Source organism: uncultured Algoriphagus sp. (assembly GCF_963974365.1).
Lineage (GTDB): Bacteria > Bacteroidota > Bacteroidia > Cytophagales > Cyclobacteriaceae > Algoriphagus.
This window is the reverse complement of record NZ_CAXBBX010000012.1, coordinates 157,832-184,685: the sequence shown is the minus strand read 5'-3', so window position 1 is coordinate 184,685 and position 26,854 is coordinate 157,832. Positions and strand designations below refer to the sequence as shown.

Here is a 26,854-nt window from a genome sequence, read left to right as displayed (position 1 = left end):
CCTAAAGAACCATTACACTAAAGAACCCTCAAAATTGCATTTGAAAAACTTGCTCTATATGACTTACTGATTTGAAATAGGTCAACTTATTGAAATCACAATCACATTTTTATCGTATCTAAAAGCAAAAATGACTTTGAATAAAAACATACGTACTGATCGAAAATGAAAAACGGAGTTGAATTCAGAAAAATAAAAAAGGAAGCCTAAAGCTCCCCCTCATCGGCAAATGAATAATATCCTTCTGCAGTCATGATTACATGATCCAGTACCGGAATATCTAGGATTCTTCCAGCTTCTTTTACTCGCTGTGTCAATCTTTTATCCTGTTCTGAGGGAAGTAGATTTCCGCTCGGATGATTATGAGCCAAGATAACAGAACTGGAATTTGATTTGATAGCAGCTGCATAGACTAGTTTTACATCTACAATAGTTCCTGCTGTTCCTCCAGAACTGATAGTTACGATACCAAGAACCCTGTTTGCCCTAGACAGCAGCATCACTTTAAAATCCTCAACAAACTCTATCCTGTCCTGATCCCAGGCTTTGGCAAAAACCTCATACACCTGTCTTGAGCTTTCTACTCTTGGACGAAGTGAAGCTTTTACTTTTGCGCTGTAGCTCAGTTTGATCTCAGCTACTTCAAACAAATCAATTTTTCTTTCTTGGGTCTTCATAATCTTTTTCGTTTTTGTGGAACAATGAATTATGAAGCTTCATCAGGCCGTGGGCGACAAAGACCGGAAGGCAAAGGAATAAAAAGCGCAGCGCAGCAAGCGGCTTTATGCCGGAAGCTTTCGGTCGCCCAGAGCCCAGAGGACTAACTTGGTGAGGAATTCAGGGGCCAAAACTCTCATTTTTTTTTGCTATCAAATTCCCTAGAATAAATCCCAAATAACCATCTAGATATATATGCATACCACTAAGGCAAGATGTCAGTAAATACATACTCCCCAACCTAAAAATACTTTCATTTTTTTTGGTAGCTACCACAACGGTGTAAAAAACAGGGATTTATCATACCCACATTTGCTTCTGTCAGCGAGACAAAACAAGGACGCTGACTTAAAACAGTCGCACTATGTTGGAAGCAATTACCTGGAACACATACTTCAGCACCTTGGCAGTAGGCATAGCGGCTTACTATATAACCATACTGGTAGCATACTACCCAAAAGAATTTCGCAGCCTGCTTTCCGGCAGGATAAATAAGATCAGTCAGAACCGTCAACAGGAAGAGGAGCAGGACCACAGGAGGACTGATGGAAAGCCTACTGATCATTTTGAAGAGTTGGAAACAACAGTTGCGGAATTAAGCGGCATCCTCGGGAAGGCGGGACAAAAAAGGACAAGCAAGGAAACATTGCTATTGCAGCTGATCCAGATGCTGTCAAACCACACCGGGCTTCGGGAGCCCGCCTACCGGGTTGCCGTTATCAATTTCATTTTAGAAAACGCTGAAAAGCAGTGCAGGATTTCCTTCAGCGAAACAGAACTCGAAGAAGCTTGGGCTGCTCATTCTCCTTAATCCCAATCAAGCATAACCCTCCCAAAACTTTACAGCATCACAACAACCACTAAATAAAGCAAATATGAAAAAGAACCAGCAACTCCTTACCTCATCCAAGTCAAGAGCAGGCTTGTCTGCCCTACTGCTAGTTTTTTCTACACTGACTGCAAAAGCCCAGGATGGTCTTGCAGGAATCAACGAAGCCAACCGACAGGTGCGAAGCTACTTTGATGCAGGCACAAGTCTGATGTATGCCATCGGCGCTATTCTGGGATTGATAGGCGCAGTAAAAGTTTACCAAAAATGGAATGCAGGCGACCCGGACACCGGAAAAGTTGCCGCTGCCTGGTTTGGAAGCTGCGTGTTTCTCGTGGTAGTCGCCACAGTCATCAAATCCTTCTTCGGGGTATAATCAAAACTTACACACCCATGGGAACTAGCATCTATAAAATCAATAAAGGCATCAATAAGTCCATCGAATTCAAAGGATTAAAAGCCCAGTACATCTGGTATCTCGGTGCCTGTGTGCTTGCACTACTTGTCAGCTTCGCCATCCTCTTTATTCTTGGGGTAAATCCTTTTATCTGTCTGATCATTATCGCAATCTCAGGATCAGTTTTAGTCGTCAAGGTCTATCAACTCAGCCATAAATATGGGGAATACGGCATGATGAAAAAGCTTGCCCACCGTCAGATCCCACATGCCATCCGCATTAAATCAAGAGGGATCTATCGGAAACCCAAAACTAAAAAATAGCCCATATACGCTAGTCAAACCCACAAAAACCCTCATTCCCAAAGAGAAAATAAAACCAATCCATGGAAAGACCACTTGAAACCCATTCTCCTATCCTGAGTATAGAGCAGGACTGTATCCTTTCCAAACAAGGGGATATCACGGTAGCTTTCCAGGCAGAACTTCCAGAGATCTTTACCTTAAGTAATCAGGAATACGAAGCCTTTCATCAGGTGTGGATCAAGGCTATCAAATCACTTCCCAAGCACAGTATTCTACACAAACAGGATTGGTTTATAGACAGCCGCCATCAAGCTAATTTCACGGAATCCGAAGAAAGCTTTCTGCATAGAAGTAGTGAGCGTTTCTTTCACGAACGTCCCTATTTAGATCATTGCTGTTACCTATACTTAACGCTAAGTCCTAAAAACAGGAAGGTTTCAAGCAGCCTGTTTTCCACCCTACTCCGCTCCCATATTGTACCTGAGGAATTGATTCTTGCTGGCACCATTCCCAACTTTCTGGATACCTGCGGACAGTTCGAACGCATCCTGACCGACAGTGGATTTGTGCATATAAAGCGACTAAAAGAACTCGACATTTACAGCACTCGAACCCAAAAGGGAATACTGGAAAAATACTGTAGTCTCTCGGAATCCAAGGAACCAACCTGGCTTTCAGACATTAACTTCAAACAAAGCCTAAGCATTGGTAACAAGCACTGCCGTTTATTCACCCTTTCCGATGCCAGTGATTTGCCTTCTCTTTGCGGAAGCAGAATCAACTACGACAAATACAGTACGGACACTACCAAATTCAGCGTAGGCTTTGCCTCAGCGCTGGGGCAACTCCTACCCTGCAACCACATCTACAACCAGTACATCTTTATTGAAGATGTACAGCAAACGCTAAAAAGACTGGAATCCAAACGGCTCCGTCTCCAGTCACTTGCCAATTACAGCAGGGAAAATGCCATTGCAAGGGATGCGACCAATGACTATTTGAATGAGGCGATCAGTGAACAAAGGCTACCAGTTAAAGCCCACTTTAATATCCTAACCTGGACAGAAGACCCGCTACAGATCCCTGAAATCAAAAAGCAGGTTGGCGCTGCCCTCTCCCAGATGGAGGCTACTGCAAGGGAAGAAACCGTCGGAGCTGCCCAGATCTTCTGGGCAGGAATTCCTGGCAACAGTGCCGACTTTCCGATGAATGATAGCTTTGACACCTTTGTGGAGCAAGCCAGTTGTTTCCTAAATCTGGAAACTGGCTATCGCAACTCGCTCAGTCCATTTGGAATTCGCTTGGGAGACCGGCTCACTGAAAAACCAGTTCATGTGGATCTATCCGATGAACCTGTGAAAAGAGGCATCTGCACCAACAGAAACAAATTCATCCTTGGTCCAAGTGGTAGCGGCAAATCATTTTTCACCAATCACATGATCCGCAGTTATTACGAGCAGGGAACGCATGTAGTCCTTGTGGATGTGGGGCATTCCTACAAAGGACTCTGTGATCTGGTCGGAGGTTATTACTTCACTTATGATGAGAAAAACCCGATCCAATTCAATCCCTTTTACATTGCTGAAGGTGACCAGCTGGATACCGAAAAAAAAGAAAGCATCAAGACGTTGCTGCTTGCACTCTGGAAAAAAGACAACGAAACCTTCACGCGTAGCGAGTATGTAGCGCTATCCAATGCCTTAAAAGGATATTATGAAAAATTGGCTTCAGATTCATCCCTATTTGCGAGTTTCAACAGCTTTTACGAGTACGTGAAGTCAGACTTTCTGCCTCTTCTTCAAATCGATAAAGTCAAGGAGAAGGATTTTGACATCAGCAATTTCCTTTATGTGCTTCGCCCCTATTACAGAGGGGGAGAATTCGATTACCTCTTAAATGCCACTGAGAACCTGGACTTGCTTCAGGAGCGATTCATTGTCTTTGAACTGGACAATATCAAAGACCATCCTATCCTATTCCCAGTGGTGACCATCATCATCATGGAAGTCTTCATCAACAAAATGCGCAAGCTCAAAGGCATCCGCAAACTGATTCTCATTGAGGAAGCCTGGAAAGCCATTGCCAAGGAAGGCATGGCTGAATACATCAAATACTTATTTAAAACAGTCCGAAAGTTCTTCGGGGAAGCCATTGTAGTCACCCAGGAAGTCGAGGATATCATCAGCTCCCCTGTGGTTAAGCAGGCCATCATCAACAACAGTGATTGCAAGATCCTACTGGACCAATCCAAGTACCAGAACAAATTTGATCAGATCCAAGAACTCTTGGGCTTAACTGACAAGGAACGGGCAATGGTACTTTCAGTCAACAAGGCCAATGATCCCAATCGCATCTACAAGGAGGTATTCATCAGTCTGGGAGGAATGCTCTCCAAAGTGTATCGTACCGAGGTATCCAAAGAAGAGTACCTCGCCTATACGACTGAAGAAACCGAGAAAATCAAGGTGATGGATTATGCCCATCGATACGGCTCCATACAAAAAGGAATAGCAGCACTTACAGTAGAACAAGTCCAACACTAAAAACACAGCCATGATTAGCTCCCATAAAAACATCCGCCTTACAGTCCTGCTCACGGTACTTTGTGTAGCATTTATCCTTCCGCCAACCCGGACTCAGGCGGCAGCAACAATTCCTATTGTGGAGATCATTAAGGCTGCTGTCAAGAAAGTCATCGTTGCAGTAGATCTTCAAATCCAGAGGCAGCAAAATAAAGTGATCTGGCTACAGAATGCCCAAAAAGTATTGGAAAACACCATGTCCAAACTCAAGTTGGATGAGATCTCCAGCTGGACAGAAAAGCAACGCGAACTCTACGAAAAATATTTCGACGAGCTCCAACAGGTCAAATCAGCGATTTCCAGCTACCATCGGGTGCGTGACATCGCCCAAAAACAAACACTGATTGTCACTGAATACAAAAAAGTCTGGGCAGTAATCCAGCAGGATGATCATTTCACCATCCAGGAAAAAGAGTACATGGGGCAGGTGTATGCCGGAATTCTGGGAGATACGGTAGAAAACCTGGATCAACTGTCAATTCTTATCAAAGCATTTACCCTTCAAATGAGTGATGGAGAAAGACTGACCCTACTGAATGAAACTGCTCTAAAGGTAGACCAAAACTACCAGGACTTGCTCTCATTTAACCGCAGCAACGGACAGCTGAGTTTACAACGGGCGAGAAGCAACACAGAGATTTCACACATACAGCTACTCTACGGGATCCAACCCTAACACCCTATACCTATGAAAAAGCTACTTATTTTCCTTTTCCTCATCGCTACGGCCTTGCCAGTATCAGCACAGAACTTCCAGGAATGGTTTCAACAAAAGCAGACCAAAAAGAAGTATCTGGCCGAGCAGATCTTTGCATTACAATCCTACCGTACTGTCCTTAAAAAAGGTTATGAGGTTAGCCAACGAGGGCTCAGCTTGGTCAGTAACATTACAAATGGAGACTTTGATCAGCATAAGGATCATTTCCAGTCTTTTGAGAAGGTAAATTCTAAAGTAAAAAACCATCCAGACACCCGGCAAATAATAGAGTTGGCTTCAACTATTCAACAGGTATCAAGACAATACCAAAAGCAACTTAGCTCACTCAATCAGCTCAATGCTTCCGAAGAAAATGTGGTCAGCCAAGTCTTTTTAAACATTCAAAAAGAAATTGGGCAACTGCTCACTGAGCTACAAGCCCTTTTGCAAAACAGCGAACTCAGCCTGTCTGATTCAGAGCGCATCATCAGACTGGAACAACTCCTCTTGCACATGCAAAGCATCTATTCCTATACAATGCGGTTTGGACAGGAAGCCATTCAATTATCCAGCCTTAGAGAGCAGGAACTAAACGGGATTAGCCAAGCAAGAAACTTTCATACCCATGATCAACTCTAACCTACTCAACCATGAAAAAATTACTGATACTGCTTTTCCCGCTCATTTTCACGATAAACATTCAGCCAGCATCTGCACAGGCAGACGAAATTGCTCAGTTACTATTGAATGTCACCAAACTGAGCCAGCTCAAGCAAATACTCAGCGATCTGGAAAAAGGATACAACACACTGAACTCCGGCTATTCACAGATTTCAAATATCGCGTCAGGAAATTTCACAATCCATGAAGCCTTCCTGGATGGCTTGCTACAAGTAAATCCAACGGTAAAAAACTATTACAAAGTCGCAGAAATTATCAGTTTTCAAATCAAGTTGGTGAAGGATTACAAATCGGCCTTTACGAAACTTAAAAACTCCGGTCAGTTCACGAGCAGGGAAATTTCTTACCTCTCTTCAGTGTATAACAATCTCTTCAAAAAAAGTCTGCAACAGCTCGACGAACTAACCTTAGTCTTAACTGCAAATAGACTTAGGATGTCAGATGAGGAACGCTTGGCAGCCATTGATCAGATCCATACCCACATGCAAGACCAGCTGATTTTTCTAATTGCATTCAATCAGGAGAACCAGGTTCTGGCAATTAGCCGAATCAAGGCAAATCAGGAAGTAAATGGAATCAAAAACCTCTATCAATAAATAGGGAACTAAGCTCAACCATCGCCATGAAAGTAATTCCTAAATCCATAGCTATCATTTTATTCTCCATCCTTCTACCACTGACTACTCAGGCCCAGGTGGGCTATGATAGAGGACTCCATGGCGTGTTGGAAGACCTTTACTCTGAGATGATGCCATTATGCAGTCAATTGATCAGCGTGGCTCAGGGAATTGCTGCCTTTGGAGCTTTATGGTATATCGCCTCCAGAGTCTGGCGATCCATAGCAAATGCTGAGCCCATAGACTTCTATCCCTTGTTCCGGCCATTTGCCATCGGCTTTTGTATCCTGCTATTCCCATCTGTTCTTTCCCTGATCAATGGAGTGATGAATCCAACTGTCAACGCTACAGCCTCGATGATGGACAATTCCAACCAAGCTATTGAAAACCTTCTGAAGCATAAAGAAGAAGTCGTTAAAGGGACTATTAAAGGCCAAATGTACCGAAGTAATTACAGGGAGGGGGATTATGAAAAATGGTTGAAATACACTCAGGGTTTGCCTGAGGAAGCTACTGCTCCGGAGGAAGGTTTTTTAGAATCTTTATGGAACAACGAACTTTTCTCAAATGCAAAATGGAGCTTCAATTTTAAACATTGGATCAAACAAGCCCTTGCTGAAATATTGCAATTGCTATTTGAAGCTGCCGCGCTTTGCATCAATACCCTGAGAACCTTTCAGATGGTTGTTCTATCCATTCTGGGTCCCTTGGTTTTCGGTCTATCTGTCTATGATGGATTCCAGCATACTCTTACGGTCTGGCTTGCCCGCTATATTAATATCTACCTCTGGCTACCCGTGGCCAATATCTTCGGTGCCATCATCAGCACCGTACAGGAAAAAATGCTCGTGCTGGACATAGGACAAATCGAAAGCACCGGGGACACCTTCTTCTCTGCCACAGATACAGGATACCTGATCTTTTTGGTGATCGGTATCATAGGCTATTTCTCAGTACCCTCAGTAGCCAACTACATTGTCCATGCTGCTTCAGGTGGAGCACTTCCGCATAAAGCATCCAGCTTTTTCACTCAAGCTGCATTCAGCACTGTTTCCATGGCCAGCTCCGCCGCCAAAATAGCTACAACACGAGGATCAAGTATGTCTGCTGATTCCTATGGGGATAAGGCAGGAAGCATGAACCAGTCCATGGCTTCACGTGGTACGGCTGCCGGTTATTTCAAGGATGGCAGTGATTTTCAATCCAGCAAACTTAAAGGCAACTCTTAATCTTACTACCCATGTTCAGCAAACCAAAAAACATAGACACCGCCTTTCGACAAATCCGGTTATTCACACTTACGATAATCCTCGCTTGTCTCCTCTTTTCAGGTTTCACCCTCTACAAGAGTCAGCAATTGACCGCATCGCTTCAGCAAAAAGTCTACATCCTGGCCAATGGAAAGGCTTTGGAAGCTTTTGCAACAGACCGCAGGGATAATATTCTAGTCGAGGCAAAAGATCATATATCCGCCTTTCATCGGTATTTCTTCACACTCGATCCTGATGAAAAAGTCATCATCGCCAATACAGCCAAAGCACTCTATCTGGCAGATGCTTCTGCAAAACGTCAATACGATAACCTGACGGAAAGCAATTACTACTCAAATATCATTGCAGGGAATATCAGTCAGGAAATCAACATGGACAGTGTATCCATTGATCTGCAGCAAACCCCGTCTTACTTCCGGTATTATGGTACCCAGCAGTTGACCCGGACAGGCTCCATCGTTACCCGAAAACTAGTAACTGAAGGTTACCTGCGCGAGGTGTCCCGCAGTGATAATAATCCTCATGGTTTCCTGATCGAAGGCTGGAAGACATTGGAAAATACAGATACACATATTCAAAACCGCTAAGCATGAATACCCCTCAAACACATCCCAATCCCATCGAAGCAGTCCAAGAATTTGGGCAACTCCAAGCCCAAAAATTCGCGGAACTGCTCCACCACAGAACTGAGAAACTCAGTCAAAGAGCTAAATACCTATACTTAATTCTCTTTCTCCTCATTTCATTAAGTGGATGTGCCTACCTGCTTGTTTTTAAAAGCTCCTCCTTTTCTCCTCCAACAGAACCATTACCAACAACCAACCTCCCCTACTTTCCTGATTTGGGAAATTCAAATTCCGATCCCGACAGTCTCACTTCAAACCCTAACACTTCAAAACAATATAAACCATGACTAACACAACAACCCAAAAACAACAGCAGAAACGAAAATTTCTTCTAATGCTACCCCTGCTCACAGTACCCTTTTTGACTTTTACATTCTGGGCTCTCGGCGGTGGAAACGGGATAGCAACTGATCCTATGCAAAGCCAGCAAAGTGGAATCAACATGGAGCTGCCAGGTATTGCAGATAATAAAACCCAAGTACTTGACAAGCTAGGGCATTATAAAAAGTCCCAAACAGACTCTGCTAGATTTCTACAGGCAGTAAAGAATGACCCGTACTATCGCATGGCTTATAAACCGGAAAAAAGCACCGGTATTGAGGATCAACTAACTGATTCCCAATCCTTGGAAAATGGCAGGTTGGGAAGTGTTCCTATGGCTGAATTTCAGGACCCGAATGAACGGTTGATTATGGAAAAACTGGAAGCACTCAACCAAACGCTTATGGAAAAGCCGATTGCTAAAGTCCACGATAAAAAAGTTGAGACAAACCAACTCACTCAAACTGCCGGTGATCCAACACTAAGCGCAGACTTAGATCGGCTAGATCACATGATGCAGCAGATGCAGGCAGGAAATGCAAGCACAGATCCTGAAATGCAGCAAATGAGCCAGTTACTCGAACAGATTCTGGACATACAGCATCCTGAACGTGTACAAGCCAGAATACGCTCCAACCAGATCCAGCAGCAAAACCAGGTATTTAGTGTAAACCCAATTTCTAATACTCAACATATTTCCAGTTTAGACCCTACTGAGGCAGCTACTGCAGGAGAAATAGTTACGGCAGAGAGAAATGGCTTCTTTGGCTTAGAAAGTCCAGACGATATAAATGAGCAGGCAAACTCCATTAAAGCTGTAATCCATGAAACACAAACACTGACATCAGGAGCTACAGTGAAACTTCGGTTGACTGAGGCAGCAAGTATCAATGGGCTAACTATTCCCAAAGATCAACTGGTATATGGCACCGCTTCACTCAACGGTGAACGTCTAAAAATTGAAATCCAGCACATTCGGGTACATGACCAGATCCTACCCGTGGCTTTGACTGTTCATGATGCAGATGGAATGGAAGGAATTTACATCCCAGGATCACTATCAAGAGAAGTGACTGCACAAGCTAGTGATCGGGCAATTCAGGGATTTGGGATCAGCACATTCGATACCTCACTGGAAGCTCAGGCTGCAAGTGCGGGAATCGAAACGGCAAAAACCTTCTTAAGCAAAAAGACCAAACTGATTCAGTTTACGCTAAAAGCAGGTTATCAGATCTGGCTCAGTGATGAAAAAACCAACGCTAACTTCTAAATCCAATGCTATGAACAGCAATCAACTTACAAAATGGACAGTCACACTAATGCTTGTGGGAATAACTTCTCTGGTTGGCCGTAGTGTACAAGCCCAATCAAATTCATCCTTTACTACGCAAGCAATCCCTTCTGTTTCCTTACAGATCAGCGAGCAGCTCACTACCAACCTGATTTTCCCGCAGGCCATCAAAAGTGTGGACCGAGGAAATCGAGAAATCATGGTTCAACGTGCAAATACCGTTGAAAACGTCCTTCAGGTGAAAGCTGAAACAAGCGAAATGAACAATAGCAACCTAACTGTGATCACATCAGACGGTAAGTTTTACTCATTTAAAGTAAGTTATTCAGCAAATCCCCAACAGCTCAATTTGACTGTAATTCCAGGTTCCAAAAAACCTGCAGCTGAGTTCCCAAAGGGAACATCCAATGAAGTGGCCGTTTTAGAAACAGCTCAAAAAGTAGCTGTAAAAAACAGGCAAATTAAGCCGATCAGACAACGTAAATACATGACCGGGCTAAGTCTGACCGGTATCTACATCGAAGAAGACCTACTCTATTTTCAGATCAGGCTGGAGAACCAAACAAATATTACCTACGATGTGGAACAGTTCCGCTTTTTTATCCGGGACAACAGAAAAGACAAACGAACAGCAGTACAGGAACTGGAGCAAATCCCCATTCAGATTCTTGGCAATACAGCACAAATTCCTGCCCAATCAACCCAGACTATAGTAGTCGCACTTCCCAAGTTTACCATTCCAGACCAAAAGCATTTAGGAATTGAATTAATGGAACAACAAGGCGGAAGACATTTGAAAATAAAAGTCAAAAACAACCACATTATCCATGCAGCTGTGGTAGAGTAAGATTCCTTACCTACAGAAAAACCAATCAATAAATCTTTATCAGTTAACCACAAACAACATAGATCATGAACGAGCAAAATTTCGATTACCTCAAAAACCAGGTTAAGTACACCGGATTCGGCGAAGCTTTGGAGCCTCAATTAAAAGAAAAGATCAGCAAGGGAGAATCCAATTTCACGCTAAATCATCAAGCAAATTTTGGAGGGGATACCGTCAATTCAAACCTGCATTTTCGAAAGTCAGAAATGACTGATATGTATTTCTTTAACAAGTACGATCTGAGTCTGACCAAATCCGGACAGGATGAACCGGCGATCAATCAGACCTTTTACATCGGCAAGGACAACAACATCACATTGAAGGAAGGATACAATCTGTTGGACGGACGTGCAGTAAACAAAGATCTGGTAAACAAGGAACAGGAAAAGTATAATGCCTGGGTCCAACTGGACTTTAAGGAAACGGATAATCAAGGAAACTTTAAACTAAAGCAGTTCCATGAGAATTACGGCTTTGATCTGCAAAAGGCATTGGAAAAGCACCCGATAAAAGAACTTGGTAATCCTGAAGACCAAAGCAAGCTGATGGATTCCTTAAAAAAGGGAAACCGACAATCGGTGACTTTTACTGGCAGTGAAGGCGAACAAAAGCGCTTTGTAGAAGCAAACCCACAGTTCAAAAATGTGAATACCTACGATGCTAATCAGGTACGCACCACAGAAACTCAGCGGGAAGGCAAAAGTGAATCACAGAGCAAATCCCAAAAACAGGAAGTCAATGAAGAATCGGATGAGAGTCCCAAGAAGAAGACACGAAAAAGGAAAAGTGCAGGAGTAGCAGGTTAATTCACCCAAAATGGAGCAGATGAAATCAAGCATGACAGAGAACGCAATACATTAGAAGTATTACTTAGCTTGCAAGATTCCATCTGACCATTTAAAAAAAAGCATGTACAGATGAAAGAAGCATTGGAGGAATTTATGGCAGGGATTGAGAAAGATCCCAGAATATGCCTTTCCCATATCGGGGTTTTCTCCGTGCTGCTTCATGCACGTGAAGAATATGGAGGTACTGAACCCTTTCCAATAAAACGGGAAGAGCTGATGAAAGCTGCTAAGATATCCAGCACAGCCACCTACTTCAAAATCATCCGGCAACTCCATGAGTATGGCTACATATGCTACCTGCCAACGTTCAACCGTATGAGTCAAAGTCGGGTCGCATTAGCTAAAGAACCTTAAAGTAACCAAGCCTAAGTCAATTCAATTTCAATTCCAAGACCATGGAAACCATCACTAAAGAAGATTTGGAAACCTTACGATTTCAGCTATTTGCAGATCTCAAAAAATTACTGGAAAAACCAACTGAGAATAAACCAAACGAAAAGGAATGGCTAAGAAGCCGGGATGTAAAAAAAATGCTGAGTATTTCCGATGCAGCCTTACAGAATTTACGGATTCGGGGACTATTGCATCCTGTTAAAATCTCAGGCCTCTATTACTACAAATCCGAAGAGTTGAAATCTTTATTCAAACAATAAAAGTAACCAGTTATGAAAGTTCTCCAAATGGAATATTACGTGGATAGAATCGTAAAAGAAAGGGATATCAAACCAACGCGGGTATCCGTTTTTTTAGCCATGCTACAACTCTGGAAAGAGCAGAAACGCTGCAATCCTTTTCAGATCTCCAGACGCAAAATCATGAAACTATCTGGAGTAAAAAGTATTGTTACCTATCATAAATGTATCTCCGAATTAAAAGATCGAGGGTTAGTAGAATATAATCCTTCTTATCATCCGAAATTGGGAAGTGGGGTGAAATTGAAGTGCATAAAGGAAAACTAAAAAACATTATCCAAAACTCCAAGAGACACTAACCTTCCTTTCGAAACTACATTTTATAAAAAAATTAATCCATCTCCGTAGGAACAAAGTTTAGGTTGAGCGGATTACTTACTAGATAAAAAATCTAATATTCTTTAATAATTAAGACACTGTTTTTTGTGGAAATTCTTTCAACAGCTTATTTATTTCCATGGGTACAGTTTCAAATTTATTTAACAAATTGAAATTTCACCTTTTCGCTGGAATCAAATTATTCAGTATAAACTTCAGAGACATAGAGGCAAATTGAATTATGACAAAAGGGTTATTTGATCGCAAGTTTGAATCTATATTAGAGGAACATGTTATTTGGGTAAACAAACTTCTATCCTTTTTTAAGTGAAAATATCCATCCTCTATTTTTTTAACTTATGAATTTCCCAACCAGAAACCAGCAAAACTAAAGGGATAAATCCTGATATAAACACTAAAAAACGACCAACTTTCCCTCCTATTTCACCAATATGGATGGGATAGAATTGACCGGCCGTTTGTAAGCTTAAGGGATCATTAGGAAAATCTGATAGTGTAAAGACGCTTCCATCTTGATGCAACTCTATTTCCTTGGTTTTTCTTAGTCCTGTTTGAATTTCCCGACGCTCTATCAATCTTATTTTATATTTCCCATTCCCATCCACAGGAAAATATATGGCTCGAATGAAGTAAGTTTCATCATAATGAGTTAAGTATTCACCAAATGAACGATAAGACGGTATGCTATGATCTACGTACATTTGATTTACTTTTTCAGGCAAATCAAAAACCTGCATGACTTCTTTGTAAGAAGAATTGTAGGTAAAATATGCACCTGAGAAAGCCATAAATCCTAATGGAAGGAAGAAGAAAATTCCCAGGACTTTATGCAAATCATAATTAAAAAGTCTTTTTGGCGAATTCCATTTCAGCTTAAATCCACTTGACACCTTTTTTCCATAGATATCCCACCAAATTTTCAATCCAGACATTAAAAGGAGGAAAACAAAAATCAAGGCGCTGGTACCGATGATATATTTACCATAATCGGCTATTCCCAAGGTCCTGTGGTAAATCAATAATTTTTCGAAAAATTTAATTGAATTCGATTTTTCACCAAGATACGTACCCGAATAAGGATGAAAATACTCCGTTTTTCCATCTTTAAAATCGATTGAAATAGTTTGCTGCTCTCTATAAGGCAAATGGATTTGACTGATTTCCCCTCCCCTTTCTTCAATCAGGGACTTCACCGTATTTAACAGCCAACTCTCATCAAATTCCTCCTTTTGCTGGATTTCCAATAAATCAGAATTTAAAAATGCGGAAATTTCGGGCTGCCATACATACATGGAACCTGTTAAACCCGAGAATGATGCAATCAATCCGCAAGTTATTCCTAACCAGAGATGGAGTTTTCTATTGAATTTCTGGAAGCGTGTCAATCTGATTTCTTAATAACAAAACCCAAAGCTTAATAGGCTCTGGGTTGAATTAAAACATACTTGTTGTTTATCAATTTCTGTTTAGAAATTGTATTGAAGGCTTAACTTCGCATTGATTCCTTCCCCTGTTCCAGAAAAAGTCTTTAAAGGAGCTGCCCATTGTGATCTGGCTGGCAAATAAAACTCATTCAACAAATTATTGATAGCCAAAGAAAGGCCTAGATTTTCTAGCATTTGATAGTTAGCAGACCAATTTACAAGAGTATATCCTTCTACTGGAAACTGGGTATGTCTATAGGTATAATTTCCGGCTCCATCCAGATATGGATCAAATCGATCTCTATCTCCCAAAGAGGTCATCCGAAGTGAGGTACTGATTTTATCACTTGGGTTGTAGGTAACATAGGCTGTCAATTTGGGAGCATTAATGACATCACCGCCAAGGTAGGTTAAGGTGCTTCCACTGCCAGTACTTTTGTTGACCCCTTCAACATAAGAATAGCTCACTCCCAATAGTAGTTTACTGTCAAAAGCTCTATAGTCCAATGCAACTTCAGCCCCATAGATATTCTGTGGCTGTTTTGAGGGAACAAAGGAATTAATGGATTCGTCAAATACCACCCCGGTACCCAAATTTGACGTACTATAATATCCCACTGCCTCCAGTTTGAAATTATTGAACATGGAAGTAAACCCAAATTCAAAATTCTCAGTCACGGCCGGCTCGAGCTGAATATCGTTGATATTGGATGCCGTAGCAGATCTCAAAACAGAGCCTAAATCAGAGATAGAGAAACCCTGAGAATAACTAACATATGGAATAAATTCCTGATGCTTAATAAATCTAAGCCCTGCGTTAAATGATAGGTTATTAAACCCAATGACCCCTCCTTCGACTGCTACTGAAGGAGTAAAATTACCGTCGCTAAGGGCAGAATATGGAAGGGTATTATAATCATCAATATTCAATCGCATATCATCATACCTCATCCCAACTTTAAGCACCCAATCTTGGTCAAATTTGACGGTAGATTGCAAATACGGAGCCCAACTGAACATATCAATATTGGGAACCCATAATCTACCATCGAGAAGACCTTGGTTCGTTTTGTCATTCAATAAATCCAGACCATAAATTAAAGTAATGTTTGTGGAGCCTTTGGTTGGGATATTAGAGGTGAAATTTGGTCTGATACCGAATTTTTCTGCATTGATCACAGATTGCCCTCCATTCTCGAATTTGTCTGAATAAAAGAACACATTTTTGGTGTTCTGATAATATAGATCGGTGGCAAAATCGGTGGAACCTCTAAAAATCGAGTAATAATTATACGTTAACTGTCCATTGATCAATTTTGAGCCAGTTGGTTCCTCTCCTTCAATGGATCCCTCGACTCCGTATCCTGGAGTTAAGGTATAATCACCATTCTCCTGTACCTCAAAACTCGCTGGAACAGGTATAAAAGGAGTGTCCTGACGTGAATTATAAATATTCCCTCCCAAAGTAATTGACTGTTTATCTGATAGCTGATAGTCAATTTTCGCTAATCCGGTTACGATTTGGGTATTATCCAATCCATAAGTTGGCAGGATCACATCACCATTTGCATCGTATTTATTTCCAGTTTGTTCAAAACTACCACTTACTAAATAGCTGAATTTATCCAATTTTCCTTTTAGGGATTGGTAAACCCCATATCCCAATGCATCCTTGGTTTTAGCTAAATTGGACGTGCCCCACAGACTTGTGGTGCCTTCGATTTTTCTTGAAGCATTCGGTCTTTTGGTAATGTAGTTGATAAACCCTCCGTTTCCTCCGTTACCAAAAATTGAAGTAGCTCCTTTGATCACTTCTACTCTGCTAATATCCAAAGGACTGACAGATTTGATTCCGAGTTGCCCATTTCTCAAAGGTGAAGATTGGGGAATCCCGTCGACCATTACCAATAGGGAACGACCTCTCAATGTTTGCCCCCAGTTGGAAAAAGTACCTGTGGAAACACCCAAACCTGGAACCGTAAATTCCAGAATTTCACTGATATTACTTGTAGATTGACTCAGGTCTTCCAACTGTTTTTCATTCACAACAGTAACGGAAGCGGGGATTTCCGAAAGAAATTCTGAATGCCTGCTCGCAGACACGACTATTTCATTTAGGTTGGCTAGATCTTCCATAAGAACCTGAAACCACTCTAACTTTCCTTCACCATCAACTGAAATTTCCACTACTTCTGTCAAATAACCGATCATACTGAATGAAACCTTGTACGTTCCTTTGTCCAATCCTGCTATTTCAAATTTACCAGTATGGTCCGAGACTGCTCCTTTTTGCAAAGATTGGACATAAACACTAACCCCAATAAGTGGCTGATCCTTTTGATCGGTTATTTTTCCAGTTAAGACAGATTGGGAGAAAGCGCTAATTGAGAATAATATCGCAACTATTGTTAAACAGTATTTCATTTTTATTTAGACTTATTACAAATAGGACGCAAATCTATAGTCGGAAATTTAATTAACAAACCTTAACCCTAATTATATGAGAGTAAAAAGACTAACGACCTGTTGATCAGTAGATTTAATGTGATTTTATTAAAAACAAAAAATAAGGCCTCAACTTAGGTTTGAGCTAGGATCTCGGGGGAGTAAAAAAATTGGGTTTCTGAAATATAATCGTTCGTTTGGCAAATACATCACAAGTACACCAAACTACTTTAATCCATCAATTAAGTGCAAATATTTGCAAGATGATCATTTCTCTTTCCCAGTTTCCACGGGTTTTCAATCCTTTATACCATCCCAATTCTAAATTCCTTCCAAATTCAATGCTTATTTTGAACCCATGAAAATCCTGGTAATAGAAGATCAGCAAGAGTTGGCAAGGGATATCGTCAATTATCTCTCAGAGGAAGAATATCGATGTGAGACTGCCAACGATTTTGCTTCGGCAAAAGAAAAAGTGAGTCTGTATCAATATGACTGTATTTTACTTGATCTGATGCTGCCAGGTGGAGACGGATTTGAAATTTTGGAGCATCTGCGAAGCCAGAATAAGCAGGATGGGGTAATTATCATTTCTGCTAAAAATACGCTTGAAGATAAAATCAAAGGGTTGAATATCGGTGCGGACGACTATTTGGCAAAGCCATTTCACCATTCCGAGTTGGCAGCCAGAATTCACTCGGTCATACGCAGGAAGCAATTCGATCCCTCAAATTTGATAATACAGAAAGAAATCAAAATTGATTTGCTTTCTAAAACTGTTCAAATTGGTAAAAACACTATCGTTTTGACGAAGAAAGAGTATGATTTACTTTTATTTTTTATTGGGAATAAAAACAGGGTATTGTCAAAAAGTGCTTTGGCAGAGCATCTTTCAGGTGACTTGGCCGATATGTTTGACAGTCATGATTTCGTCTATGCCCATGTGAAAAATCTCAAAAAGAAGCTCAACGAGCAGGGGTACGGGGGATACCTTAAAACAATCTATGGAACAGGTTATAAATGGGAAATATGACAAAACTGCTTGATAAACCCTTCAAAGCATTCACTATTTATGCCTTGGTCATTTTGCTTATAAGCATACCTGTTTACTTTTTGGTAGTGGACTGGATATGGGTGACTGAAATCGACGACAATCATGAAATCATCATGGAGCGAATTGAAAATCGATTTGAGCAAGCCCATGTTTCGGAAGTTGATTTGGAAACCATCCTAACTACATGGAACACGCTCCAGCCCAATTCAACTATAAAACCCATTGCTGGAAATTTTTCAGATAAAGACAGCATTTATGAAGTCACAAAATTCAATGAATACGAATCGGAATGGGACCGCTTTCGAGGTTTACAAACAGTTATTTTTATCAATCAAAAGCCCTATCAATTAAACATTGAAACCAATGTAGAAGAGGCTTACGAGACCATCTTTGCGATTGGCTTAGTGACCGTAGTGCTTTATGGACTGCTGGTTTTTGGCTTTATCCAGCTTAATCGAAAAATATCCAAAAATGTCTGGAAGCCTTTTGACATCACCTTGACTAAGCTGAAATCATTTGATCTGAGTAGCGGCAAGGCAATAACATTCGAGGTAAGTGATATAGAGGAATTCGAAACATTGAATCAGACAATAGCTAAGCTGATTTCCGAAAATATCAATGCTTACAACCAGCAAAAGGCTTTTGTAGCCAACGCTTCACATGAACTGCAAACTCCAATTGCCTTATTGAAATCCAAATTGGATATGCTCCTTCAGGATGAAAAGTTCGGTGAAACCCAATCAGAACTGGTCAATGCCATTCAGGTTCCGCTCGCAAGACTTACCCGCGTGAATAAGAATTTGCTTTTATTGGCCAGGATAGACAACAGTCATTTTTCGGATATCACTGATATAAATTTTGCCGTGAAAGTTGAAAAAAGTGAAGAGCTGCTGCAGGATTATATTTCTGAAAAGAAATTGACCTTACTTAAAAATGAATGGGGGCTTTGTGTGTTTCAGTGTAGCCAATTCTTAGCCGAAACATTAATCAACAACTTGCTTTCCAATGCGATTAGGCATACTTCCGATAATGGTGAAGTCATGGTAGAATGGGATACTTATGGCTTTTCATTTAAAAATTCAGGCAAGGAGGCGCTAAATCAGGAGCTTCTCTTCAAGCGTTTTTCTATCTCAACTACGGAGACTACAAGCAGCGGATTGGGTTTGGCCATCGTGAAAGAGATCTGCAAGCAAAATGGCTGGGAAGTCAGCTACGAATTTTCTGATTTTTTCCATGTTTTTTCTGTTCGCCTCGGCAAATTCTAAATGTCTTCTAAATCTCATGTGACTTTTGGGTAATCATATTTTACTAACCCAAATTTCAAATGAACAAGTCCCTATCAATTTTATCGATTGGCATATTGCTATCAGCAGGAGCCTGTGCCCAAGGGCATTCTGAAAAAGACGTCCCTGTAGCTGTCAAATCAGCTTTCTCACAGAAATTTCCCGATGCAAAAAAAGTGAGCTGGGACATGGAATCTGCCACCGAATGGGAAGCGGAATTCAAACTCGATGGTAAAGAATACTCCGCCAATTTTTTAACAGACGGAACATGGCAGGAGACCGAGCATGAGATCAAAACAACTGAAATCCCAGAATCCATCAAACAAATCCTAGCTCAGGATTTCGCAGGCTTCAAAATCGAAGAAGCGGAAATTTCTGAAAAATCGGATGCAAGCGTCTATGAAGTGGCAGTAGAAAAAGGAGAAGAAGAATGGGAATTGGTATTTGACACCAACGGGAAATTATTGGAAAAGAAAGCGATCGAAGAAGACGATGAAACTTAAAAACCTCTCACTGATAATTCTCTTATTGGTTTCCCAGGCAATTTTCGCCCAGGAAACTAAGGTGAAGCTTTCAGGAAAAATTACCGACAAGGCTTCCCTGGAAGCTTTGTCATTTGTCAATATACTTCTCAAATCCGCATCAGGTTCCGCGTTCGTCACCGGAGCAATCACAGATGAATCTGGACTGTTTACCCTCTCGGAGGTAGCACCGGGAGACTATGTGTTGGAAGCTAGTTTCATAGGGTTTCAGAAAAGTATAACCCCAGTATTTGTCGGCTCGAGCTCCCCATTTTTGAATATCGGAGAAATTGCAATGAGTGAATCCTATCAGGAATTAGGTGCTGTGGAAGTCGTAGGCGTTCAGGATGCGGTGGGTTTGAAAATGGACAAGAAAACATTCGATCTGAATGATAATATCAGCCAAAGAGGTGGCTCGATATTGCAAACAATGTCCAATTTACCTGGTGTGGCCATAGTGGACAATCAAATTCAAATCCGAGGAAATAACCGGGTAACCGTCCTAATTGATGGAAAGCAAACCGCTTTAACCGGATTTGGGAATCAAAGTGGCTTGGACAATTTACCCGCTTCTTCGGTGGAAAAAATTGAAATCATCAACAACCCTTCTGCTAAGTTTGATGCAAACGGAAATGCCGGAATCGTCAATATCATTCTCAAAAAGGAAAATCAGGAAGGGTTTAATGGAAAAGTAGGGTTAGCTCTTGGCCTTGGTACACTCTGGGAAAAGAAAGCCAATCTTCCCGGCATTCGTCCCCAATATCAAAATACCCCAAAGGTTAATCCATCATTATCTCTGAATTATAGAAAAAAGGACGTGAACTTTTTTCTACAAGCGGATAATCTCTACACGCAAACCTTAAATAAAAACGAGTTTGTGACCAGGACCTACGAGGATGGCACCGTCATCAATCAGCAGCTGAAGCGGAACCGTAACACCAACTTTCTTACCACTCGAGCAGGAATCGATTGGACACTTAATTCGACGAATACTCTTACCGTGTCGGGAATGTTTGGCAGTGAAAAAATCATAGATCGCGGGGATCAGCCCTTTTTCAACGGGGATTTTTCGGAGCAACTGAGACTTTGGCAATTTTTGGAAGATGAGCTGAAGACCACCGTGATGGCGACGGCAGTATACAAGCATAATTTTACTGACCCTGGACATAGTCTTTCAGCTGGCTTGAACTATACCTTTCACCGGGAGGATGAACAGTACTTTTTCACCAACACCCTGCCCACCTTCACAGGGGAGGATGCATTCAAACTGCTTTCCGATGAGAATGTGGTAGACGCTACGCTTGACTATGTAAAACCCCTGAAAAATGGAAGGCTTGAAACGGGATTAAAGCTTCGAAGACGATGGATTCCCACCAACATGCAGTTTTTCCCTGGATTAAACTCTCCCATCGATTCCTTAGCGGGAGGAGCAGCTACCTATAAGGAAACCATTCCGGCAGTCTATGGGAACTATGTCTACGAAAGCAAAAAATGGGAAGGAGAAATTGGGCTGAGACTGGAATACGTCAACCTGAATTATGAGGTAAATCCAAACCATCCTACCTACAAAAGTGATGGATACAACTACTTCCAGCCTTTCCCAAATGCGAGAGTCTCTTATAAAATCAACGAATTGAATAAGCTGACGGCATCTTTCAACAGGCGAGTGGATAGACCCAATGAGGTAGATATCCGGATTTTTCCCAAATACGATGATGCCGAAATTATCAAAGTGGGAAATCCTGCTTTAAAACCCCAATTCACCAATTCTTATGAGTTAGGATGGAAAACAGGCTGGAGCTCAGGTTACCTTTATTCCGCATTGTACCATCGCATGGTCAACGGGACGATCACCCGCATCTCGACTACCGTACCAGGCAGTACTTTGATCTACGCTATTTTCCAGAATGGTGACAAAAGTTATACCTCAGGTCTTGAGCTGATATGGGATCAGGATGTCACGGATTGGTATTCTTTTGATCTAAACCTAACTGGTTATCACAATCAGATCGATGAATTTACAGTGGAAAATAAATATCCCACACCACATACCTTCACTGTAGACAAACAGGAGATTTTTTCCGGAAATGTAAAATGGAATTCCAAGTTCAAATTCTCGGATAAGTTCTCCGGTCAACTGACTGCAATTTATTTAGCTCCAGACATTATTCCGCAAGGAAGGATACAGTCTAGATTTTCCTTGGATGTGGGGCTAAATCGTGTGATTCAACAGGGAAACGGGGAGTTGTTTTTCAATGCCACAGATTTGCTGAATACCATGGTGATCAAGAGGACTATTGACGGAAACGACTTCAGCTACACGAGTGCGGATTACTATGAAACACAGGTAATGAGAGTTGGATATAATTATAAATTCTAATGAAAACTGAAATCTATTCTGCAAATAAGGTCGCTGAAATCACCCTGCTTTTCTGGTTGATGAAAATTGTAGCAACCACACTGGGAGAAACTTTAGGAGATTATTTGTCAATGACCCTAAACCTCGGTTATCTCACAGGGATATTGATTACTGCGGGATTCTTTCTTACTGTGTTAACAGTGCAATTAATAGCCAAGTCCTACCAACCTATATTTTATTGGCTGGTCATCATTTCCACTACTACTCTGGGAACGGAGATTTCAGATTTTATGGATCGAAGTCTCCAGTTGGGTTACACATGGGGAAGTCTGATCTTATTTGGAGCCTTATTGCTAACCCTGGTGATTTGGTATATAAAATTTAGGACACTGGCTGTATACCCCATTATTGATAGGAAAAAAGAAATGTTCTATTGGACAGCGATCCTATTCTCCAACAGTTTGGGAACTGCTTTTGGAGACTTCTTATCCGACAATCTAGGATTTAGCTATTTGCAAGGGGCTCTGATTACAGCAAGTATTATTTTGATTGTTTACCTACTCCACCAATTCACCAATTTAAATCAGATCTTTTTGTTTTGGATTGCTTTCGTGTTCACCAGACCCTTTGGGGCCACATTTGGGGATTTTTTAACCAAACCTGTTTCGAAAGGTGGCTTGGACTTGGGAACCAATAATGCCTCTCTTGTATCTCTACTGTTGATTTCTGTGATGATTATTATTTCAAGTAGGAAACAAAAGTCTATAGGACAATCTAAAAATTTAAAATGAATGAATTTCAAAAGAAAAATTGCCACTGTTTAATGTTGAAATGAAAATTAATCCTAAAGCAATCACCATCGTAATTCCCATCTTCAACGAAGAGGAAGGCATAGCTAGACTATTGCCCGCTTTTGAAGACTATATATCCCAATCCAAATTTAAAGTAACTCTTCTCCTGGTTAACGATGGTTCTACAGATAACAGCCTGCTTGAAATCAAAAAATTAGCTGAACTCCACCAACATGTAGGATATCTATCTTTTGAAAAAAATGCGGGATTGAGTGCTGCTATCCGTGCAGGAGTTGAAAAATGCACCACTACCTGGGTTGGCTACATAGATGCTGACTTGCAGACAGATCCTCTGGACTTTCTCAGACTTGAAGCCATGGTTCCAAGTTATGATTTGGTAACCGGCCGAAGGGAAGGACGAAAGGACAGCAGAGTAAAGAAGGTTTCTTCCACTTTTGCCAACTGGTTTCGGGATTCCATGCTTCATGACGGCGTCCATGACTCCGGCTGTCCGCTGAAAATCATGCGAAGATCGGTTGTGATGGATATGCCTTTTTTCCAAGGGATGCACCGGTTTTTTCCCGCCCTGGCATTGATCCAAGGTAAAAAAGTGATCGAAATCCCTGTTAAGCACTTTCCAAGAATCACGGGCAAATCCAAGTTCAATGTGTGGAACCGGCTGTTGTCTCCACTTCAGGACACCTTTGCCCTACGCTGGATGATGAAGCGGCAAACAGCCTATACGATTTCAGAGAATTCAATCAAAACTCATAAAGAAGTAGTCAATGAATAGCTCCTTCCTCCTAGGCATTGGTTTTCTTGCCCAAGGACTTTTCTCAGCCCGGTTTCTGATACAATTGGTCAAATCAGAAAAAGCAGGAAAGGTATTGTCTCCTGTGATTTTCTGGCAGCTTAGTTTGGTTGCTTCTTTTCTTTTGCTCGTTTATGGGACGTTTCGGCAGGATTTGGTGATTGTAGGCGGGCAGTTGTTGGGATATTTTATTTATATCCGAAATTTAAAAATCCAGAATGCATGGCAGCTCTTTCCAAAATGGATTCGAATCGGTTTTATTTTTCTACCGCTTCTATTTCTTGCATACCTGATTTTTCATGCGCACTATAACTTTCACAGTTTGGTGCATAATCCTGAGATCAGCGGAATGCTCCTAACCTGGGGAACGCTGGGTCAGGTGATCTTTACAAGCAGGTTTGTGGTGCAATGGTTTGATTCCGAACGCAGCAAAGAATCCCGCTTTCCGCTGAGTTTTTGGTATATCAGTTTGGTAGGTGCCGTTCTGATTGCCTCCTATGCGATTTTGCGGAAAGATTCTGTCCTATTCATTGGACAGGCATTTGGGATCCTGGTGTATGGAAGAAATCTGATGATCCACTATGGAGCAAGCAATGAATTAAAACTCAGTTTCCTGGATCGACTTAAGAGTATAAGGTTGACTTTACTGCTCGCACTTGTCGGCACGGTTCTGTTTTTCAATTTGGGTGCCTGGTCTGTTACTGAATCGAGCGAAGCGCGCTATGCTGAGATTGCCAAAGAAATGGTGCAAACCGGAGATTGGTTACACCCGCAGCTTATGGGAATTTACCATTATCATAAGCCTCCGGTAACATATTGGCTCACCGCAGTGAGCTTTAAGGTGCTGGGAATTTCTCCCTTTTCGGCTAGATTCTTACTTCAGATTTCAGTGCTGGTTCAGATCTGGCTGGTGTATAAGATTGCATTCATTTTATTGAAGAGATCCAATGCTGCCTTTTTGTCTGCCATGCTTTATGGCTCATTTCCTGCAGTGATTATCGGCAGCAGGGCATTGACCACAGATACCTATTTGACTTTATTCATATTGGCAGCCCTGTATTTCTGGTTTGCATTTTTAGAGGATGGTAAGCAATGGAAATTACTTGTGTGTTATGTGTTTTTGGGGATTGGATTTCTGACCAAGGGACCGGTGGTGTTGATAGTGCCGCTATTGATTTGGTTATATCAGAGATGGGTTATGAGACAAAAAATGGGTTCCCTGAAGATACATCTTTCCGGTGTACTAGTCATGCTTTTTATCGGGCTGAGCTGGTTTGTGTTCCTGTATTTAGAAGATTCTCGGTTTCTGAATTACTTCCTTTTCAAACATACCATAGATCGATTTGCGACGGATACTTTTCATCGGGGGCAACCCTTCTATTTTTATGGAGCTGTAGTGTTGGCAACGGCTTTTCCTTGGATCATAATTTTATTGCGAAATTTCCCCAAAAATCGCCCTGACCTAAAAAATCTGGGGGCAATGTTATTCATGTGGGTGTTTTTGCCTTTGCTCTTTTTCTCATCCAGCCAGTCCAAACTGGTGCTTTACATTTTGCCCTTGTATTCAGGGCTGGCCATTGGAGCAATTTACTATTGGCAGAGACTAACTGATACCCAACAAAAAATCTGGGAGAGATGGCAAATGGGATTCCATATCCTACTAATGATTGGATTAATTTCAATAACATGGATTGAGCCTAGGATCTCCCTGAATTTTAAATTTTACTTCCTCTGGTTTATTACTGCCTCATTGCTAGTGGCTATGCAGAAAGTGGATATCCGAAGGATTGAAAGAACGGTGATTTCAGCATTTATCTTCACCATGGGGCTAACAGGTATGTCAACCTATTTCATGAGTCAAAATCCGGGAATAACAAATGACACCAGAAATGTAACCACTTGGCTCCAACAAAATGAACCTGATCTTAAGGAGGTGATAGTATACAACAAACGTCTCCCTTCCCTTCTTTTCAATTCGGATTTGAAAGTAATTTCCATTTATGACGGGGACGAAAGTCTGAACAGGGAAACCCAGTTTCAAAATAATGACGCTTGGAAGACCAATTTAATCAATCTGCAAGCAGAACCGAATTGGATTATCCAATCAGCTTCCAACCATTCTATTTGGATTGCAAAAGAAAAAAGTGAACTACCTAATTTAAATGGAAAAGGAAAATGGGAGCAACTTACAGTGGTAGATGGGTGGAAAGTAATGAGGCTGTTACATTATTAAATTTCTTCATTTTTTTGTTGATTCTCAAGTTTACTTTATGAATATGAAGAATTAAAAATATCGACAAATTCAAACTCTAATTGACCCTCATCACTATTAAAGCAACTTTTCGATTAAGAGAAGATTTGCTATAAAATAGCAGTTTAACTTATCGATAGGAATATATTTTTCTTGTCACCTCCACCCTAAAGATCAGTGTAATTAACTCCAGAAATGATCATCATCTCTTTAAGCACGGTGACAGTTTCGTAAATCCTTATGTAAAGTATAGCGATGGAGCATCTGACCCTGCGATTAATACTTATTAGGCATGAAGAAATCCCTTTGAAATAAGTAAGAATAGGAAAATTCTTTAGAGAAATCGTAGTGGTGATCATTCAAGAATCATGAGAGTTGATGTTTTCAAATAACCATCACTTTATTAAATGAAAAGCAATTAAAAAATGAATAGAATCGAAAATATTGAGGAATTAACAATTAATAAAATGCTAAAATTTCAAGCATCAACAAATTCGAAGAAGATAAGATCAATTCTCATATATCTGCTTTACCAAAACATAATATCTTAGTCAATTTCATTTTATTTTCTTAAATTTTAACCTCGAAATCAAGTTCATTCAAATAGCAGTTGTGTAGGCACAATTCAGAAAAAATATTCTGTGGCAAAAACCGGCAAAGACAAAAGATTAAAAAACTCGTTGCGTAAATCGTGTAGTAGGTAAAATTTTATTTTCAAAACTACTGAATACCAACACTTTACAAGAAAGGTTCGAATCTCGCCAGCTCCACAACTCCCCAAAGAAAAGCCCTGTAAATCATATTTACAGGGCTTTA

26 protein-coding genes are annotated in these 26,854 nt (G+C 41.0%); 23 read left to right on the top strand and 3 right to left on the bottom strand.

Features of this window, described 5'->3' with window-relative positions:
• Nucleotides 1-206: 206 nt before the first annotated feature.
• A complete protein-coding gene (locus tag AACZ87_RS17010) occupies nucleotides 207-677 on the bottom strand; it encodes a JAB domain-containing protein (protein ID WP_192085366.1) in 471 nt (156 codons plus the stop codon).
• A gap of 404 nt (nucleotides 678-1,081) precedes the next feature.
• Here AACZ87_RS17010 and AACZ87_RS17005 point away from each other — a divergent pair, with 404 nt between their 5' ends.
• From AACZ87_RS17005 to AACZ87_RS16930, 16 genes are all read left to right on the top strand, one after another.
• Nucleotides 1,082-1,528: a hypothetical protein gene (locus tag AACZ87_RS17005; RefSeq protein ID WP_192085367.1), complete on the top strand. Its 447-nt coding sequence runs from the start codon at nucleotides 1,082-1,084 to the stop codon at nucleotides 1,526-1,528.
• A 64-nt stretch (nucleotides 1,529-1,592) separates the two neighbouring features.
• Nucleotides 1,593-1,922: a DUF4134 domain-containing protein gene (locus AACZ87_RS17000; protein WP_111612336.1), complete on the top strand. Its 330-nt coding sequence runs from the start codon at nucleotides 1,593-1,595 to the stop codon at nucleotides 1,920-1,922.
• 17 nt (nucleotides 1,923-1,939) lie between these two features.
• On the top strand, nucleotides 1,940-2,266 hold the full coding sequence (locus AACZ87_RS16995; RefSeq protein WP_192085368.1) for a DUF4133 domain-containing protein: 327 nt from the start codon (nucleotides 1,940-1,942) through the stop codon (nucleotides 2,264-2,266).
• Nucleotides 2,267-2,328: 62 nt separating this feature from the next.
• Complete coding sequence (locus tag AACZ87_RS16990) at nucleotides 2,329-4,791, top strand: TraG family conjugative transposon ATPase (RefSeq protein ID WP_339868928.1); 2,463 nt, start codon at nucleotides 2,329-2,331, stop codon at nucleotides 4,789-4,791.
• 10 nt (nucleotides 4,792-4,801) lie between these two features.
• The gene (locus tag AACZ87_RS16985) at nucleotides 4,802-5,506 is read left to right on the top strand and encodes a conjugal transfer protein TraI (protein WP_192085370.1); all 705 of its coding nucleotides are present in this window, start codon (nucleotides 4,802-4,804) and stop codon (nucleotides 5,504-5,506) included.
• Between the two features lie 12 nt (nucleotides 5,507-5,518).
• Nucleotides 5,519-6,166 (top strand): hypothetical protein, encoded by a 648-nt coding sequence (locus AACZ87_RS16980; protein ID WP_192085371.1) that lies wholly within the window; start codon nucleotides 5,519-5,521, stop codon nucleotides 6,164-6,166.
• Between the two features lie 11 nt (nucleotides 6,167-6,177).
• Nucleotides 6,178-6,804, top strand: coding sequence for a TerB family tellurite resistance protein (locus AACZ87_RS16975; RefSeq protein ID WP_192085372.1), 627 nt, complete (start codon nucleotides 6,178-6,180; stop codon nucleotides 6,802-6,804).
• A 26-nt stretch (nucleotides 6,805-6,830) separates the two neighbouring features.
• Nucleotides 6,831-8,054: a conjugative transposon protein TraJ gene (gene traJ / locus AACZ87_RS16970; protein WP_192085373.1), complete on the top strand. Its 1,224-nt coding sequence runs from the start codon at nucleotides 6,831-6,833 to the stop codon at nucleotides 8,052-8,054.
• Nucleotides 8,055-8,065: 11 nt separating this feature from the next.
• Nucleotides 8,066-8,683: a conjugative transposon protein TraK gene (gene traK / locus AACZ87_RS16965; protein ID WP_192085374.1), complete on the top strand. Its 618-nt coding sequence runs from the start codon at nucleotides 8,066-8,068 to the stop codon at nucleotides 8,681-8,683.
• 2 nt (nucleotides 8,684-8,685) lie between these two features.
• On the top strand, nucleotides 8,686-9,009 hold the full coding sequence (locus AACZ87_RS16960; protein ID WP_192085375.1) for a hypothetical protein: 324 nt from the start codon (nucleotides 8,686-8,688) through the stop codon (nucleotides 9,007-9,009).
• Nucleotides 9,006-10,313 (top strand): conjugative transposon protein TraM, encoded by a 1,308-nt coding sequence (traM, locus tag AACZ87_RS16955; RefSeq protein ID WP_192085376.1) that lies wholly within the window; start codon nucleotides 9,006-9,008, stop codon nucleotides 10,311-10,313. Before AACZ87_RS16960 ends, traM begins: the two co-directional genes overlap by 4 nt.
• A gap of 10 nt (nucleotides 10,314-10,323) precedes the next feature.
• Nucleotides 10,324-11,181: a conjugative transposon protein TraN gene (gene traN / locus AACZ87_RS16950; protein WP_192085377.1), complete on the top strand. Its 858-nt coding sequence runs from the start codon at nucleotides 10,324-10,326 to the stop codon at nucleotides 11,179-11,181.
• 65 nt (nucleotides 11,182-11,246) lie between these two features.
• A complete protein-coding gene (locus AACZ87_RS16945) occupies nucleotides 11,247-12,026 on the top strand; it encodes a hypothetical protein (protein ID WP_192085378.1) in 780 nt (259 codons plus the stop codon).
• A 111-nt stretch (nucleotides 12,027-12,137) separates the two neighbouring features.
• Nucleotides 12,138-12,422, top strand: a complete 285-nt coding sequence (locus AACZ87_RS16940; RefSeq protein ID WP_192085379.1) for a hypothetical protein — start codon at nucleotides 12,138-12,140, stop codon at nucleotides 12,420-12,422.
• Between the two features lie 41 nt (nucleotides 12,423-12,463).
• Complete coding sequence (locus tag AACZ87_RS16935; protein ID WP_192085380.1) at nucleotides 12,464-12,721, top strand: helix-turn-helix domain-containing protein; 258 nt, start codon at nucleotides 12,464-12,466, stop codon at nucleotides 12,719-12,721.
• A 12-nt stretch (nucleotides 12,722-12,733) separates the two neighbouring features.
• Nucleotides 12,734-13,027, top strand: a complete 294-nt coding sequence (locus AACZ87_RS16930) for a hypothetical protein (RefSeq protein WP_192085381.1) — start codon at nucleotides 12,734-12,736, stop codon at nucleotides 13,025-13,027.
• Between the two features lie 395 nt (nucleotides 13,028-13,422).
• Here AACZ87_RS16930 and AACZ87_RS16925 read toward each other — a convergent pair whose 3' ends face one another.
• Both AACZ87_RS16925 and AACZ87_RS16920 read right to left on the bottom strand, forming a co-directional pair.
• Nucleotides 13,423-14,484, bottom strand: a complete 1,062-nt coding sequence (locus tag AACZ87_RS16925) for a PepSY-associated TM helix domain-containing protein (RefSeq protein WP_192085382.1) — start codon at nucleotides 14,482-14,484, stop codon at nucleotides 13,423-13,425.
• A gap of 81 nt (nucleotides 14,485-14,565) precedes the next feature.
• The gene (locus AACZ87_RS16920) at nucleotides 14,566-16,947 is read right to left on the bottom strand and encodes a TonB-dependent receptor (protein ID WP_192085383.1); all 2,382 of its coding nucleotides are present in this window, start codon (nucleotides 16,945-16,947) and stop codon (nucleotides 14,566-14,568) included.
• Nucleotides 16,948-17,326: 379 nt separating this feature from the next.
• Here AACZ87_RS16920 and AACZ87_RS16915 point away from each other — a divergent pair, with 379 nt between their 5' ends.
• From AACZ87_RS16915 to AACZ87_RS16885, 7 genes are read left to right on the top strand one after another with little or no spacing between them, the layout of a single operon-like run.
• Nucleotides 17,327-18,001, top strand: coding sequence for a response regulator transcription factor (locus AACZ87_RS16915; RefSeq protein ID WP_192085384.1), 675 nt, complete (start codon nucleotides 17,327-17,329; stop codon nucleotides 17,999-18,001).
• Nucleotides 17,998-19,287: a HAMP domain-containing sensor histidine kinase gene (locus AACZ87_RS16910; RefSeq protein ID WP_192085385.1), complete on the top strand. Its 1,290-nt coding sequence runs from the start codon at nucleotides 17,998-18,000 to the stop codon at nucleotides 19,285-19,287. Before AACZ87_RS16915 ends, AACZ87_RS16910 begins: the two co-directional genes overlap by 4 nt.
• 59 nt (nucleotides 19,288-19,346) lie before the next feature.
• Nucleotides 19,347-19,808, top strand: a complete 462-nt coding sequence (locus AACZ87_RS16905) for a PepSY-like domain-containing protein (protein WP_339868924.1) — start codon at nucleotides 19,347-19,349, stop codon at nucleotides 19,806-19,808.
• On the top strand, nucleotides 19,798-22,206 hold the full coding sequence (locus AACZ87_RS16900; RefSeq protein ID WP_339868923.1) for a TonB-dependent receptor: 2,409 nt from the start codon (nucleotides 19,798-19,800) through the stop codon (nucleotides 22,204-22,206). Before AACZ87_RS16905 ends, AACZ87_RS16900 begins: the two co-directional genes overlap by 11 nt.
• Nucleotides 22,206-22,976 carry a hypothetical protein gene (locus tag AACZ87_RS16895; RefSeq protein WP_192085388.1) on the top strand — a complete coding sequence of 257 codons (771 nt, stop codon included), beginning with the start codon at nucleotides 22,206-22,208 and terminating at the stop codon, nucleotides 22,974-22,976. Before AACZ87_RS16900 ends, AACZ87_RS16895 begins: the two co-directional genes overlap by 1 nt.
• A gap of 40 nt (nucleotides 22,977-23,016) precedes the next feature.
• Nucleotides 23,017-23,769: a glycosyltransferase gene (locus AACZ87_RS16890; protein ID WP_192085389.1), complete on the top strand. Its 753-nt coding sequence runs from the start codon at nucleotides 23,017-23,019 to the stop codon at nucleotides 23,767-23,769.
• On the top strand, nucleotides 23,762-26,020 hold the full coding sequence (locus AACZ87_RS16885) for a lipid-A-disaccharide synthase N-terminal domain-containing protein (protein ID WP_192085390.1): 2,259 nt from the start codon (nucleotides 23,762-23,764) through the stop codon (nucleotides 26,018-26,020). The genes AACZ87_RS16890 and AACZ87_RS16885 overlap by 8 nt, the downstream gene beginning before the upstream one ends.
• The last annotated feature ends 834 nt before the right edge of the window (nucleotides 26,021-26,854 follow it).

What these genes read in the sequence shown, in the direction of transcription:
- AACZ87_RS16960 (WP_192085375.1), top strand. Translation starts at nt 8,686, where the DNA reads ATGAATACCCCTCAAACACATCCCAATCCCATCGAAGCAGTCCAAGAA.
- AACZ87_RS16885 (WP_192085390.1), top strand. Translation starts at nt 23,762, where the DNA reads ATGAATAGCTCCTTCCTCCTAGGCATTGGTTTTCTTGCCCAAGGACTT.
- AACZ87_RS17000 (WP_111612336.1), top strand. Translation starts at nt 1,593, where the DNA reads ATGAAAAAGAACCAGCAACTCCTTACCTCATCCAAGTCAAGAGCAGGC.
- traN (WP_192085377.1), top strand. Translation starts at nt 10,324, where the DNA reads ATGAACAGCAATCAACTTACAAAATGGACAGTCACACTAATGCTTGTG.
- AACZ87_RS16975 (WP_192085372.1), top strand. Translation starts at nt 6,178, where the DNA reads ATGAAAAAATTACTGATACTGCTTTTCCCGCTCATTTTCACGATAAAC.
- AACZ87_RS16930 (WP_192085381.1), top strand. Translation starts at nt 12,734, where the DNA reads ATGAAAGTTCTCCAAATGGAATATTACGTGGATAGAATCGTAAAAGAA.
- AACZ87_RS16985 (WP_192085370.1), top strand. Translation starts at nt 4,802, where the DNA reads ATGATTAGCTCCCATAAAAACATCCGCCTTACAGTCCTGCTCACGGTA.
- AACZ87_RS16915 (WP_192085384.1), top strand. Translation starts at nt 17,327, where the DNA reads ATGAAAATCCTGGTAATAGAAGATCAGCAAGAGTTGGCAAGGGATATC.
- AACZ87_RS16935 (WP_192085380.1), top strand. Translation starts at nt 12,464, where the DNA reads ATGGAAACCATCACTAAAGAAGATTTGGAAACCTTACGATTTCAGCTA.
- AACZ87_RS16945 (WP_192085378.1), top strand. Translation starts at nt 11,247, where the DNA reads ATGAACGAGCAAAATTTCGATTACCTCAAAAACCAGGTTAAGTACACC.
- AACZ87_RS16890 (WP_192085389.1), top strand. Translation starts at nt 23,017, where the DNA reads ATGAAAATTAATCCTAAAGCAATCACCATCGTAATTCCCATCTTCAAC.
- AACZ87_RS16980 (WP_192085371.1), top strand. Translation starts at nt 5,519, where the DNA reads ATGAAAAAGCTACTTATTTTCCTTTTCCTCATCGCTACGGCCTTGCCA.
- AACZ87_RS17005 (WP_192085367.1), top strand. Translation starts at nt 1,082, where the DNA reads ATGTTGGAAGCAATTACCTGGAACACATACTTCAGCACCTTGGCAGTA.
- AACZ87_RS17010 (WP_192085366.1), bottom strand. Translation starts at nt 677, where the DNA reads ATGAAGACCCAAGAAAGAAAAATTGATTTGTTTGAAGTAGCTGAGATC.
- AACZ87_RS16940 (WP_192085379.1), top strand. Translation starts at nt 12,138, where the DNA reads ATGAAAGAAGCATTGGAGGAATTTATGGCAGGGATTGAGAAAGATCCC.
- AACZ87_RS16905 (WP_339868924.1), top strand. Translation starts at nt 19,347, where the DNA reads ATGAACAAGTCCCTATCAATTTTATCGATTGGCATATTGCTATCAGCA.
- AACZ87_RS16920 (WP_192085383.1), bottom strand. Translation starts at nt 16,947, where the DNA reads ATGAAATACTGTTTAACAATAGTTGCGATATTATTCTCAATTAGCGCT.
- AACZ87_RS16910 (WP_192085385.1), top strand. Translation starts at nt 17,998, where the DNA reads ATGACAAAACTGCTTGATAAACCCTTCAAAGCATTCACTATTTATGCC.
- traK (WP_192085374.1), top strand. Translation starts at nt 8,066, where the DNA reads ATGTTCAGCAAACCAAAAAACATAGACACCGCCTTTCGACAAATCCGG.
- AACZ87_RS16900 (WP_339868923.1), top strand. Translation starts at nt 19,798, where the DNA reads ATGAAACTTAAAAACCTCTCACTGATAATTCTCTTATTGGTTTCCCAG.
- AACZ87_RS16990 (WP_339868928.1), top strand. Translation starts at nt 2,329, where the DNA reads ATGGAAAGACCACTTGAAACCCATTCTCCTATCCTGAGTATAGAGCAG.
- AACZ87_RS16895 (WP_192085388.1), top strand. Translation starts at nt 22,206, where the DNA reads ATGAAAACTGAAATCTATTCTGCAAATAAGGTCGCTGAAATCACCCTG.
- AACZ87_RS16995 (WP_192085368.1), top strand. Translation starts at nt 1,940, where the DNA reads ATGGGAACTAGCATCTATAAAATCAATAAAGGCATCAATAAGTCCATC.
- traM (WP_192085376.1), top strand. Translation starts at nt 9,006, where the DNA reads ATGACTAACACAACAACCCAAAAACAACAGCAGAAACGAAAATTTCTT.
- traJ (WP_192085373.1), top strand. Translation starts at nt 6,831, where the DNA reads ATGAAAGTAATTCCTAAATCCATAGCTATCATTTTATTCTCCATCCTT.